We start from the raw sequence: 12673 nt of genomic DNA, 5'->3' as shown, positions 1-12673 counted from the left end.
TTAAAGGAGGATATTTACAAATGGAATTTTTAGCAGCAGCAATCGCGGTTGGTTTGGGCGCACTCGGCGCAGGTCTGGGTAACGGTATGATCGTCAGCAAGACGGTGGAATCTATCGCCCGTCAGCCGGAAGCACGTAACGCACTGCAGACAACAATGTTTATCGGTGTAGGTATCGTGGAAGTTATTCCTTTGGCCGCTACAGTTATCGCGTTCCTGATCATGTTTACTTAATAAACCGTTTTTACGGTTTGGCGGGGAGGGCAAGTGCCATCCGCGCCTTACTTTTGTATATGTCCGCAAGCCGCGGTAACGGAAGGGAGTGACCTCAGTGGATATCATTTGGACAAATATAGTGTTTTCTATTGCTGCTTTCGTAATTCTATACTTCCTGCTCAGCAAATTTGCCTTCAGCAAGTTGTTCGGAATTATGGAGAAGCGCCGCGAAATGGTGATGCAGCAAATGGATGAAGCAGCCAAGACCAGAGAGCAGGCGGTCGCTTATGTAGAAGAGCAGAAGCAAGCCCTGCAGCAGGCACGCCAAGAGGCACAGGCTATCATTCAGCAGTCCCAGGCTACCAGCAACAACCAGGTTGACAAGATTCTTGAGCAGGCTCACGTGGAAGCAAGCCGTCTGAAAGACGAGGCGGTCCGTGACATTGAGAACGAGAAGAACAAGGCGGTAGAAGCGCTGCGCAGCGAGCTGGGTACAGCCTCGGTCCGCATTGCCTCGAAGCTGCTTGAGAAGGAAGTTGCAGCTGACGGCGAACAGGAACAGCTTGTTGATCAATACCTCAAAGAGGTAGGAGGCCGATCATGAGCCGCGACACGGTAGTTGCCGGGCGCTATGCCAAAGCCTTGTACAGTGTAGCGGTGGATGAAGGCATTACGCTTCAAGTGGAGGAACAGCTGAAGTTAGTCGTTGAAGTGCTTGATAACGATGCAGAGGTGAAACGGTTTATCCTGGCACCCCGCATCTCGCAATCCGACAAGCTGAATGTGCTGCGCGGAACACTTCAAGGTAAAGTCTCGGAAGCCGTAATGAACACTGTTGAGTTATTGGTAAAGCGGGGCAGAACCGATATTTTCGCAGAGCTGCTGGCTAAGTATATCAAGATTGAAGGGGATGCCCTTGGCATTGGCTACGCTACTGTCTATTCCGCTTATTCCCTGAACCAGGCAGAACAGGACAGTGTTGCGGCTGAATTCAGCCAGCTTACTGGCCGTAAGATTCGTGTAACCAATGTTGTCGATACAAGCCTGCTCGGCGGACTGAAGGTCGTCATCGGCGATACGCTGTATGACGGAAGTCTGGCCGGTAAGCTTACGCGTCTTGAGAAATCCTTTAATGATAAGCAAAGAAGATAGGGGTGAGGATATTGGGCATCAGACCTGAAGAGATCAGCACTTTGATCAAAAGTCAAATTGAGCAATATAAAGCCGATATCGAAGTGGCCGAAATTGGCACCGTCATTCAAGTCGGCGACGGTATCGCCCGTGTCTACGGTCTGGAAAACGCAATGGCAGGGGAACTGCTGGAGTTCTCCAACGGAGTAGTAGGCATGGCGCTTAACCTGGAAGAAAGCAACGTCGGTGTTGTTATTCTGGGTGAATACAAAGAGATCCGCGAAGGCGATCAGGTTAAACGTACCGGTCAGATCATGCAGGTTCCGGTTGGCGAAGCCATGCTGGGCCGCGTAGTGAATGCACTGGGCCAGCCGCTTGACGGCAAGGGACCGATCGCTACTACAGAATTCCGTCCGGTTGAACATAACGCACCGGGGGTTATCGACCGTAAGTCGGTACACGAACCGATGCAGACGGGTCTAAAAGCAATCGATGCCATGGTGCCAATCGGCCGCGGACAACGCGAGCTGATCATTGGTGACCGTCAGACAGGTAAGACTGCGATTGCAATTGATGCGATTATCAACCAGAAGGGCAACGGGATGAAGTGTATCTATGTTGCTATCGGACAAAAACAATCTACTGTAGCACAGGTAGTAGAAACCCTGCGCCGTCATGGCGCGCTGGATTACACTATCGTTGTAACCGCGTCGGCTTCCGAGCCTTCTCCGCTGCTCTATATTGCTCCGTACGCAGGCTGCGCTATGGGCGAATACTTCATGTACAAGGGTGAGCATGTGCTTGTCATTTATGATGACCTGTCCAAGCAGGCTTCGGCTTACCGCGAATTGTCCCTGCTGCTCCGCCGTCCACCGGGCCGTGAAGCCTTCCCTGGTGACGTATTCTATCTGCACTCCCGTCTGCTGGAACGTGCGGCCAAGCTTAGCGATGCGCTTGGTGGTGGTTCATTAACCGCGCTGCCATTCATCGAAACACAGGCTTCTGACGTATCGGCTTACATTCCAACGAACGTAATTTCGATCACAGACGGCCAAATCTTCCTTGAATCCGACTTGTTCAACTCCGGTCAGCGTCCGGCGATCAACGTAGGTATCTCCGTATCCCGTGTAGGGGGCTCCGCACAGATCAAAGCCATGAAGAAGGTCGCCGGTTCCCTGCGTCTGGATCTGGCTCAATACCGTGAGCTTCAAGCCTTCTCCCAGTTCGGCTCCGATCTGGACAAATCAACGCAAGCCCGTCTGAACCGCGGCGCGCGTATGATGGAGATTCTGAAGCAGGGTGTGAACCAGCCGCTTAGCGTTGAACATCAAGTGCTTAGTCTGTACACCGCTGTCAAAGGACATCTGGATGATATTCCTGTCAAGGACGTTAAGCGTTTCGAGAAGGAATTCCTGGCCTTTATCGACAGCAGTGCAACTGAAATCCTGAAATCCATCGCGGATACCAAGGATCTGACAGCAGACAACGAAGCAGCGCTCAAGGATGCCATCGAGAAATTCAAAAGAGGCTTTGCTACAAGCTAATATATAGAGTTTACCGTTTATGCTTACGAAGTTAGCTTTGGTACGCCAAAGCTCAGCTTATGCTTACGAAGTTAGCTTTGACCTACGTCAAAGCTCTAAGGTGGTGAAATCATGGCAAGAAGCATGCGCGATATTAAACGTCAAATTAAGAGCGTTCAGAACACCAGACAGATCACCAAAGCGATGGAGATGGTCGCTGCATCCAAGCTGCGCAAGGCGCAGGAGAAGGCGGAAGCAGCCCGTCCGTATTCAGAGAAGCTGAAAGAGGTCGTCTCGAGTATTGCTGCCGGTACGCAGGATCTCCAGCACCCGATGCTGGTCAGCCGGCCTGTCAAAAAAACAGGTTATCTGATCATCACCTCGGACAGAGGTCTTGCCGGCGGCTACAATGCGAATATTCTGCGTAAAGTAACGATGCTGATCGCAGAACGCCATAAGTCCAAGGATGAGTATGCGCTGTTTGTGATCGGGCGCAAAGGCCGTGACTTTTTGCGGCGCCGTGAATATCCCATTGTAGAAGAAATCACCGAGCTGTCCGATACCCCGAAATTTGCCGACATCAAGTCGATTGCCTATTCGGCGGTTAACCAGTTCGAGACAGGCGTCTATGATGAGATCTACATTTGCTACAACCGGTTCGTTAATGCGATCAGCCAGGTTCCGACTGTAGACAGACTTCTGCCTATGGAAGGCGTTGGGGAAGGCGGGCATCACGGAGCATCTGCTGCTTATGAATACGAGCCTTCACCTGCAGGCGTGCTGGAGGTTCTGCTTCCGAAATATGCCGAAACTTTAATCTACGGTGCTCTTCTGAACGGCAAGGCCAGCGAGCTGGGAGCCAAGATGACAGCGATGGGCAGTGCAACGAAGAACGCGTCAAAAATGATCGGAGAACTTAGGCTTACGTACAACCGTGCCCGTCAGGCGGCCATTACGCAAGAAATTACCGAGATCGTGGCTGGTGCGAACGCGCAGTCTTAATATGAGTGGGCTTAAGGTCCATATGTAACAGCTTTCGAGGAGGGAAATGAAGATGAACAAAGGACGCGTTGTGAGCATTATGGGTCCGGTTGTCGATATTGAATTTGAACGCGGCCAGCTGCCCGAGATATTCAACGCCATCAAAATAGTTGCGAGCCTCAGCGATGGCCGCAGCATGGATCTGACTCTTGAAGTTTCCAATCATCTTGGAGATAACCTGGTGCGCTGTATCGCCATGTCCTCTACAGATGGACTGGTTCGCGGGATTGACGCTATTGACCAGGGAGCGCCAATCTCGGTTCCTGTGGGTGAAGCAACACTTGGCCGCGTATTTAACGTACTTGGTAATCCAATCGATAACGGTGCTGAAGTGGTGGCGGCTAGAAACCCGATCCACCGTCTGGCTCCTACCTTTGATGAATTGTCAACTCAGGCAGAGGTTCTGGAGACCGGAATTAAAGTTATCGACTTGCTGGCACCCTATGCCAAGGGTGGTAAAATCGGCCTGTTCGGCGGTGCCGGCGTAGGTAAAACAGTAACCATCCAGGAATTGATCAACAACATCGCACAGGAACACGGCGGGATCTCCGTATTCGCCGGCGTTGGCGAGCGGACACGTGAGGGGAATGACCTCTATCACGAAATGACCGATTCCGGCGTAATCAAGAAAACGGCCATGGTCTTCGGACAAATGAATGAGCCTCCTGGCGCGCGTCTGCGTGTAGCACTGACCGGTCTGACTATGGCGGAATATTTCCGTGATGTGGAAGGCCGCGATACGCTGCTCTTTATCGATAACATCTTCCGCTTCACCCAGGCGGGTTCCGAAGTATCGGCCCTGCTCGGCCGGATGCCATCTGCGGTAGGTTACCAGCCTACGCTGGCTACAGAAATGGGTCAGCTGCAGGAACGGATTACGTCCACGAAGAAAGGCTCTGTTACATCCATCCAGGCGATCTACGTGCCTGCGGATGACTATACTGACCCTGCACCGGCTACGGCATTTGCCCACTTGGATGCAACGACCAACCTGGAGCGTAAAATCTCCGAAAAAGGGATTTTCCCTGCGGTTGACCCGCTGGCTTCCAGCTCGCGGATGCTGGCACCGGAAATCGTCGGCGAAGAGCACTATAACGTGGCACAAGGCGTTAAGCAGCTGCTGCAGCGTTATACCGAGCTTCAGGATATCATTGCCATCCTCGGTATGGATGAGCTGAGTGAAGAGGATAAGGTCATTGTGGCCCGCGCCCGTAAGGTTGAGCGCTTCCTGTCCCAGCCTTTCCACGTAGCAGAGCAGTTCACCGGCTTCAAGGGCAAATATGTGCCGATCAAAGAAACCGTACGCAGCTTCAAGGAAATCCTGGAAGGTAAGCATGATGATCTTCCGGAAGTAGCGTTCCTGTTCGTAGGCACGATTGAAGAAGCCGTGGAAAAAGCGAAAACGTTGTAACCCTAAGCATGCTTATGCTGGGGGATCGGGCTTTATTCTGTAAAGCTTTGAGGAGGAATGGAAGTGAATACCTTTTTGCTCGAAATAGTTACTCCGGAGCATCTGGTCTACTCCAAGCAAGTGAACAGTCTGACGGTACGCGGCGTGAATGGTGAACTGGGGATTCTCCCGGGACATATTCCGCTCGTCACCCCGCTTCAGGTTGCTCCGCTTAGCGTTAAGGCGGACGGCGTTACAGTCTCCATCGCTGTGCATGGCGGTTTCGTTGAAGTGCACAAAGATAAGGTAACGGTGCTGGCTGAAAGTGCTGAGCTGCCCCGGGATATTGATGTGGAGCGCGCTGAAGCGGCTAAGGAGCGGGCTGAGCGCCGCCTAAAGCTGCAAAGCAAGCAGGATGAGATCGATCACCGCCGTGCGGAGCTGGCATTGCAGCGTGCTGTAACGCGGATCAAAGTTTCGACCGGCAAAGGACAACAGTAGCAGATAAGCGGTCAAGCCCTGGGCTTGACTGCTTTTTTTAGAATTTATATGTTTTGGGGCCCCCGCAAAGTACCTGAGTCATCATCGAAGCTAAAGCCCACTTTGTGGGGTAATTTAGCTAGCGCAAATCTAGCAGATTATGAACATATCGTCATCAGATCTGCATATAAAGACCCAATTGTTTAAAATTTCGTAAAAGTACTGGATTCTTTTCCCCTGCACAAGTATGATATAAGAGTCGATTTCCGAGTACCTAACACAGGGGGCTAATATGAACACACGCTTATCCGCTGAGTTGTCGGGTGCGATCGGCACCAGCAATATGATTTCGATGATTATCTCTTTGATCTGTGTTGCATTATCCTGGTGGGCACTTCAGAACCTTAAGCTGGATTTGGTCATAAGATATCCCAAGAGCCCTCAGGGCAGACTGCTGCACCTGCTCTTGGCGATTGTTCTGGGTCACTTCGTGGCCGGGTTCCTGCTTGATTACCTGGGCTGGAGCGGACTTATCGCACGGATGTTTTAACGGCAGCGGCTTTGGTTATATCTGTATAGGCCAACATAGTGAAAAAAGTGTCGAATAATAAGGTTTTATTATGTCAACACTGAAGTTAAGCAAGGAATCTGCACCTAAGACGCAATGGCGGAATATTCAATATCTTAACAGACGAATTTTAACCTCAAAATTAATTTCAGAAATAATGGACGCGGAGGGAAACCGAAATGAGCAAATTTATCGTCCGCGGTGGCAACAGATTGACCGGGAGCGTGAAAGTCAGCGGCGCAAAAAATTCCGTACTACCGATCATAGCCGCCTCTCTATTGGCAGAAGAAGGAGTCAGCGTCATTGTGGACGCACCTCCGTTAGACGATGTAATGACGATTAACAAGGTATTGGAATCTCTGGGTGCAGGTATTACATACCAGAACGATGTGATTGAAGTAGATGCCACTAATATTACTTCCTGTGAAGCACCATATGAATGGGTACGCAAAATGAGGGCTTCTTTCCTGGTTATGGGCCCACTCCTGTCCCGTATGGGGCATACTCGTATTTCTCTGCCTGGCGGTTGTGCCATTGGAACTAGGCCGATTGACCAGCATTTGAAGGGTTTTGAAGCGCTTGGGGCCGAGATTAGTCTGGGCCAGGGCTATATTGATGCGAAAAGTAACGGGAGACTGCGCGGCGCCAAGATTTACCTGGATGTGGCCAGCGTAGGTGCGACCGAAAATATAATGATGGCTGCCGCGCTTGCCGAAGGCACCACAGTGATTGAGAACGCCGCAAAAGAGCCGGAGATTGTTGACCTTGCCAATTACCTGAACGGGATGGGCGGCATTGTACGCGGAGCCGGTACCGGAGTGATCCGGATTGAAGGCGTTGAGCGTATGCACGGCGTAAGACATCATGTCATTCCTGACCGGATCGAAGCTGGAACCTACATGGCGGCAGCGGCGATTACGGGCGGTGATGTGTATGTTGAGGGAGCTATTGCCGACCATCTGGGTCCGGTGATTGCCAAGATGGAGGAAATGGGCGTTACGATTATCCCGGATGAGAACGGAGTACGTGTCATCAGCGACAAGCCGCTGAAGGCTGTCGATCTCAAGACATTACCTTACCCGGGATTCCCGACAGATATGCAGTCACAGATGATGGCGCTGCTGCTCCGCTCGGAAGGAACCAGCGTAGTGACAGAGACTGTCTTCGAGAACCGGTTCATGCATGTGGATGAATTCCACAATATGAACGCGGAGATCAAGATTGAGGGCCGTTCTGCAATTGTGACCGGCAATGCCAGTCTGGTCGGCGCTAAGGTATGTGCTACGGACCTGCGTGCAGGAGCTGCGCTTATTTTGGCAGGACTTGTGGCGGAAGGCACTACAGAAGTTAGCGGAACGCATCACATTGACCGCGGGTATGTGCACCTGGCTGAGAAGCTGTCAGGACTTGGTGCGGACATATGGCGGATTTCCATGGAAGAGTCGGCTGCTCCTGCTGCGAAGGAAGAAGCACTTAAGCCTGAACCGGCCAGAAGCGAATCCTCCAAAGCCGAAGAGATCAGACCCCGTTTCCAGATTCAGCCGTCTTGGGTATAATAGTTATTCTTAAAAATATGAGGACCAGCCGCTAAGCGGCTGGTCCTTTTTTTGAAAATATAACCTATATGTTCCGGGGGATTCCGCAACTCTCTTTCTCTCAAAATCCCGTTCTAGCAGGTGCCGCAAATTCATATCTATAAGAATCACCGGTGCTTACGGAAGGAGCCATAGAAATGAAAGAGTTAATCAACCTGCGGCGCATTCTGAAGCGTCCGCGCAGCGTAGCGCGCGTGCGGCGGCGCGGCGCACACCCGCTGCGGCGGCTGGCCCCCGCCGCCTGGCTGGCAGCGCCCCTGCTGGCGGCGCTGCTGCTGCCGCTGGCTGTTGTCCCGCAGCGCGGGGACAACAGCCGCCGGCGCCCCCGGCCGTGCCGCAGGCCACGGCCGCTCCGGCGCCGCCGGCACCGGCTGCCGCAGAGGCGCCGCAGCCGGAGGTCTCCGTCTATTTGTCGCGCAGCGGACAAATAGAGACCCTGCCGCTGGAGGAATACGTCAGCGGCGTACTGGCGGCCGAGATGCCGGCCGAATTTGAGCTCGAAGCGCTCAAGGCGCAGGCCGTAGCGGCCCGCACGTTCATTGCCCGCCGTCTGGTCGCCGGCGACCACAGCGGGGTACCCGTTCCCGAAGCGGATGTGAGCGATACGGTAAGCCATCAGGCTTACGTATCCCAGGCCGTGCTGGAACGGGACTGGGCGTCCGGCAGCAAGCGCGCCGGCCTGGCGAAGATCCGCCGCGCGGTCTTGGAGACGCGCGGAACCATCATGACCTATCAGGGGCAGCCGATCACGGCTTCCTTCTTCGCCTCCAGCGGAGGGTATACGGAGAACTCCGAGGAGTACTGGAATGCTGCGGTTCCCTACCTGCGCAGTGTAGCCAGCCCCTGGGAGCTTCAGATCACTCCGAACCTGGCGGTAAGCTACACCTTCAGCAATTCGGAGCTGCGCAGCAAGCTGGGCCTTGGAACCAAGGACCTTCCGGTAGCAGCCAGTCTGGGAGCTTCGGGCAAGGCAGTGCCGGTCTCCGCTCAATCCTCCACCAGTTTGCCAGCGGAGGTGCTGTCGCTTACAGCCGGCCACCGGATCAAACAGATCTCTATCGGTGGGAAGGTGTTTACCGGGCGGGAAGTGAGAGAGAAGCTGGGGCTGCGCTCAAGCCAGTTCACCTGGAAGCGCCAAGCGGGGAAGGTGCAGATCACCACGTATGGTAACGGCCACGGTGTCGGCATGAGTCAGTGGGGGGCGAACGGAATGGCGAAAGAGGGCAAGACCGCGACCCAGATTCTCAAACACTACTACAGCGGGGTCTCTTTTACCGGAATCTCAACTCTCCTGAAAAAATAATCTGCAAGATACGTATAAAAGCGAAGCGCCCGGTAACACTGGTTACTGAGGTGATAACCATATGAATGAACAAGACAAAATCAAATCAACCCATGATGAATCTCTCAAAAACAAGCAGGGAGATTCAGGCGCCAAGCCTTCTTCATGGAGCAGACTGTTATCCAAACGGTGGGTATTCCCGGCAGTCTACACGGCGGCAGCGGCACTTATACTAACCTTGGTGTGGGTCTATCAGGATGCCGGCCAGAAGCCGCTGAATCCCGACAACGCCGCGGTAGTATCCCAAGGTGAGGCCGGCAGCAAAACCGGAGCCGCAAACGGTGATCCCGAAGCCCTGGAAGTTGTCGCATCAGCCGAAAGCCTGGTCTGGCCTGTAGCAAGCCCGAGTGAAGTGGAAGTGGTCAAACCGTACTACGATGAGAACGGCACGGAAGAGAATCATATTGCGGCGATGGTGCAGTACAACAATACCTTTGTCACCAACACCGGAATTGATATTGCCCGTGAGGACAACAAGACGTTTGATGTGAAGGCGGCGCTCAGCGGTGAAGTCACCAGAGTGGAAGATGTTGCTGTACTGGGTAAGGTAATCGAGATTACCTCCCCCGGCGATTTGAAGACGGTCTATCAGAGTCTGGGTGAAACCAAAGTGAAGCAGGGCGACGAAGTGAAGCAGGGCGATACGCTGGCTACAGCGGGACGCAATGAGATGGAGAAGGGTCTTGGCAACCATGTGCACTTTGAAGTGCATGAGGACGGCAAGATTGTGAATCCTTCGGATCTGCTTCCGCAGCGCTAAGCCGAATGATCAGCAGGGGGCGGAAGCCTCCTGTTTTTTTTCTACCTGAAATGGACAGTCCAGCAGGTTCTATTCTGGAAATGGGGCCGTGAAATGCAGTGAATTGGGTTGTCCGACAAATAAAATGAGCCTTCCTGAGCTTGTCATGTCCTGAAAGCGCGAATATATAGGCCCGCCCCTCATATAATGTACCAAACTATTCACAGTTGGGAGGCGGGAGCGTGCACGATTACATCAAGGAACGTACCATTAAAATCGGACGCTGCATCGTGGAAACCAGGCACACGGTCCGGACCATAGCCAAGGAATTTGGCGTTTCAAAAAGCACGGTGCACAAAGATTTAACCGAACGGCTGCCGGAAATTAATCCGGATCTGGCTGATCAGGTGAAGCACATTCTCGAATATCACAAGTCCATCCGTCATCTTCGGGGGGGAGAAGCCACAAAAATTAAATATAAGAAAACGACAGGTAAGAAGCGTGAGGTTGCCGTAGCCTCAAAGCCATAAGATTTTCGGATTTTCGCGCCATAATTCAGGTTTAGTCCATTGTACTCACCCCCTAAAGTATGGTATTTTTAAATTTGGTACAATCTTCTTTTCTCATTTAAAATAACACTTTGGGGGCTCTTTCATTATGCTTAGCAAGGATATCGGAATCGATCTCGGCACAGCCAACGTGCTCATTCATGTCAAGGGAAGGGGAGTCGTTCTGGATGAACCTTCCGTGGTCACACTTGAAAGTGATACGAAGCGGGTCCTTGCGGTTGGTGAACAGGCACGCCGGATGGTCGGGCGGACACCTGGAAATATAACGACGATTCGTCCGCTCCGTGACGGGGTAATCGCCGACTTTGCCATTACGGAAATGATGCTCAAATACTTTATTGACAGCGTTGGCGGCCGGACCTGGTATTCGCGGCCCCGTATTTTGATTTGTGCTCCCACCAATATTACATCTGTGGAAACGAAGTCCATCCGTGAGGCGGCAGAGCGCAGCGGGGCCAAAGAGGTCTTCATGGAGGAAGAGCCCAAAGCTGCAGCCATTGGCGCAGGAATGGACATTTATCAGCCTAGCGGAAATATGGTCGTCGATATTGGCGGCGGAACGACGGATGTAGCCGTATTGTCCATGGGCGACGTCGTTACCGCCTCTTCCATTAAGATCGCAGGGGACAAGTTCGACGATGCCATTTTAAGATATATTAAACAGAAATATAAGCTACTGATCGGTGAACGCACGGCGGAGGATATCAAAGTGACCATCGGCTCGGTACGTCCGGGCGGCATGAAGGCAGAGATGGACATCCGCGGGCGTGATATGGTGAGCGGATTACCTCAGACTCTTACCATTTCATCCGGCGAGGTGAAGGAAGCGCTGTGGGACCCGGTTTCGTCGATTGTGGCTGCGGCCAAGTCGGTGCTGGAGCGTACGCCTCCTGAGCTGTCGGCAGATATTATTGACCGTGGAGTGGTGTTGACCGGCGGAGGCGCCCTGCTTAACGGACTGGACGAGCTGCTCTCCGAACAGCTGCATGTTCCGGTCTGGGTGGCTGAAGATCCGATGCACTGCGTCGTCAAGGGCACGGGAATTATGCTGGATCATTTGGACAAGGTGGTTAAGAAAAAGTTCTAGCCTGCCGATAATAAGGGAGAACAGCAGATTCCAGGAAGGGACTGACCTCATGCTCAGAGGATTATATACAGCCGCAGCAGGAATGGTGACGCAGCAGCGCAGACATGATACGGCGACGCAGAACTTGGTCAATTTAAATACTACGGGGTACAAGCAGGTCGACAGTGTCAGCCACGCTTTTCCCGAGGTGCTGGTCACCGCGATGAACGGGGGCGCTGCTAAGACTGTCGGACGGATCAATACCGGGGTTTTTGCCGAGCAGTCCGTCTCCCAATACCTGCAGGGCGACCTTATTGAGAGCGGCAAAAGCGTAGACTTTGCGCTGTCTACCGATCTGCAGGTCCCAGACCCGGAGAATCCGGGTACCAATCTTGCTTTTGACGGCTCGGGGAAATATATCAGTCCGGATGGCGAGGTTACTTACCGGCCCCAGGCGTTCTTTACGGTTCAAGATAATGAAGGCAATAATTTATATACACGTAACGGAAGCTTTACAGTTGCTCCTACAGGGGAAGTGCTTAGTTCTGGCGGATTCAAGGTGCTCGACAGTAACGGCAATCCACTGCGATTGACAGGGCCCCAGGATAACCTTAAAGTGGACGGGCAGGGAAATCTGATTAACAATGCTACCGGGCAGCCTTCAGGCACCCGGATCGGAATCAGCGTCGTCACAAGACCGCAGGAGCTGGTGCGTGACGGCAACGGGGTTTTTCATGCTGATGATGCCGAGGCCGCAGACATCCGCTTTTCTAATGGAACGGATATTCTGCAGGTACGCCAGGGCTACCTTGAGAACTCTAATGTGGATGCCACTCAGGTCACTGTGGATATGAACGCCGCTTACCGCGCGTATGAAGCGAATCAGAAAGTGATCCAGTTCTACGACAGCAGCCTGCAGAAGGCCGTGAATGAAGTCGGCCGGGTATAGCCGGGCTGCATGGACCATTACTGATGGTGTAAGCCAGTTTCTTCTTATCAAGCTAGTAGGAGGTT

15 protein-coding genes are annotated in these 12673 nt (G+C 52.9%); 14 read left to right on the top strand and 1 reads right to left on the bottom strand.

The genetic code is table 11. The features are described 5' to 3' along the window. Positions 1–20 precede the first annotated feature (20 nt). The 9 genes from atpE to murA all read left to right on the top strand — a co-directional run bounded on the left by atpE (position 21) and on the right by murA (position 7904). Positions 21–233 (top strand): F0F1 ATP synthase subunit C, encoded by a 213-nt coding sequence (gene atpE / locus MKY12_RS29310; RefSeq protein ID WP_036699216.1) that lies wholly within the window; start codon positions 21–23, stop codon positions 231–233. A gap of 97 nt (positions 234–330) precedes the next feature. Beyond that, positions 331–819 (top strand): F0F1 ATP synthase subunit B, encoded by a 489-nt coding sequence (gene atpF, locus MKY12_RS29305; protein ID WP_339311859.1) that lies wholly within the window; start codon positions 331–333, stop codon positions 817–819. Continuing rightward, positions 816–1367 (top strand): F0F1 ATP synthase subunit delta, encoded by a 552-nt coding sequence (locus MKY12_RS29300; protein ID WP_036721725.1) that lies wholly within the window; start codon positions 816–818, stop codon positions 1365–1367. Before atpF ends, MKY12_RS29300 begins: the two co-directional genes overlap by 4 nt. Before the next feature lie 11 nt (positions 1368–1378). Further along, positions 1379–2890 (top strand): F0F1 ATP synthase subunit alpha, encoded by a 1512-nt coding sequence (gene atpA / locus MKY12_RS29295; RefSeq protein ID WP_036721723.1) that lies wholly within the window; start codon positions 1379–1381, stop codon positions 2888–2890. Between the two features lie 111 nt (positions 2891–3001). After that, on the top strand, positions 3002–3871 hold the full coding sequence (gene atpG, locus MKY12_RS29290; RefSeq protein ID WP_076084536.1) for an ATP synthase F1 subunit gamma: 870 nt from the start codon (positions 3002–3004) through the stop codon (positions 3869–3871). A gap of 52 nt (positions 3872–3923) precedes the next feature. After that, the gene (gene atpD, locus MKY12_RS29285; RefSeq protein ID WP_036721719.1) at positions 3924–5321 is read left to right on the top strand and encodes a F0F1 ATP synthase subunit beta; all 1398 of its coding nucleotides are present in this window, start codon (positions 3924–3926) and stop codon (positions 5319–5321) included. A 63-nt stretch (positions 5322–5384) separates the two neighbouring features. Further along, positions 5385–5801 (top strand): F0F1 ATP synthase subunit epsilon, encoded by a 417-nt coding sequence (locus MKY12_RS29280; protein WP_036699230.1) that lies wholly within the window; start codon positions 5385–5387, stop codon positions 5799–5801. 271 nt (positions 5802–6072) lie between these two features. Next, a complete protein-coding gene (locus tag MKY12_RS29275) occupies positions 6073–6330 on the top strand; it encodes a DUF1146 family protein (RefSeq protein WP_209868443.1) in 258 nt (85 codons plus the stop codon). A 197-nt stretch (positions 6331–6527) separates the two neighbouring features. After that, complete coding sequence (murA, locus tag MKY12_RS29270) at positions 6528–7904, top strand: UDP-N-acetylglucosamine 1-carboxyvinyltransferase (RefSeq protein WP_339251876.1); 1377 nt, start codon at positions 6528–6530, stop codon at positions 7902–7904. Between the two features lie 100 nt (positions 7905–8004). Here the strand turns inward: murA and MKY12_RS29265 are convergent, their stop codons facing one another. Next, complete coding sequence (locus MKY12_RS29265) at positions 8005–8253, bottom strand: hypothetical protein (RefSeq protein ID WP_339311857.1); 249 nt, start codon at positions 8251–8253, stop codon at positions 8005–8007. A gap of 21 nt (positions 8254–8274) precedes the next feature. Here MKY12_RS29265 and spoIID point away from each other — a divergent pair, with 21 nt between their 5' ends. The 5 genes from spoIID to MKY12_RS29240 all read left to right on the top strand — a co-directional run bounded on the left by spoIID (position 8275) and on the right by MKY12_RS29240 (position 12608). Continuing rightward, a complete protein-coding gene (spoIID, locus tag MKY12_RS29260) occupies positions 8275–9246 on the top strand; it encodes a stage II sporulation protein D (RefSeq protein ID WP_339311856.1) in 972 nt (323 codons plus the stop codon). A gap of 61 nt (positions 9247–9307) precedes the next feature. After that, positions 9308–10045, top strand: coding sequence for a M23 family metallopeptidase (locus tag MKY12_RS29255; RefSeq protein WP_339251872.1), 738 nt, complete (start codon positions 9308–9310; stop codon positions 10043–10045). Between the two features lie 221 nt (positions 10046–10266). Next, positions 10267–10554, top strand: coding sequence for a sporulation transcriptional regulator SpoIIID (spoIIID, locus tag MKY12_RS29250; RefSeq protein WP_019915029.1), 288 nt, complete (start codon positions 10267–10269; stop codon positions 10552–10554). 127 nt (positions 10555–10681) lie between these two features. Continuing rightward, on the top strand, positions 10682–11680 hold the full coding sequence (gene mreB / locus MKY12_RS29245) for a rod shape-determining protein MreB (RefSeq protein ID WP_036699265.1): 999 nt from the start codon (positions 10682–10684) through the stop codon (positions 11678–11680). Between the two features lie 49 nt (positions 11681–11729). Further along, positions 11730–12608, top strand: coding sequence for a flagellar hook-basal body protein (locus MKY12_RS29240; protein ID WP_339251870.1), 879 nt, complete (start codon positions 11730–11732; stop codon positions 12606–12608). The last annotated feature ends 65 nt before the right edge of the window (positions 12609–12673 follow it).

The organism is Paenibacillus sp. FSL M7-0896 (assembly GCF_037975415.1).
GTDB lineage: Bacteria > Bacillota > Bacilli > Paenibacillales > Paenibacillaceae > Paenibacillus_AQ > Paenibacillus_AQ silagei.
Note: the sequence above shows the minus strand (reverse complement) of the source record. Positions and strands in the feature narration are given on the sequence as shown.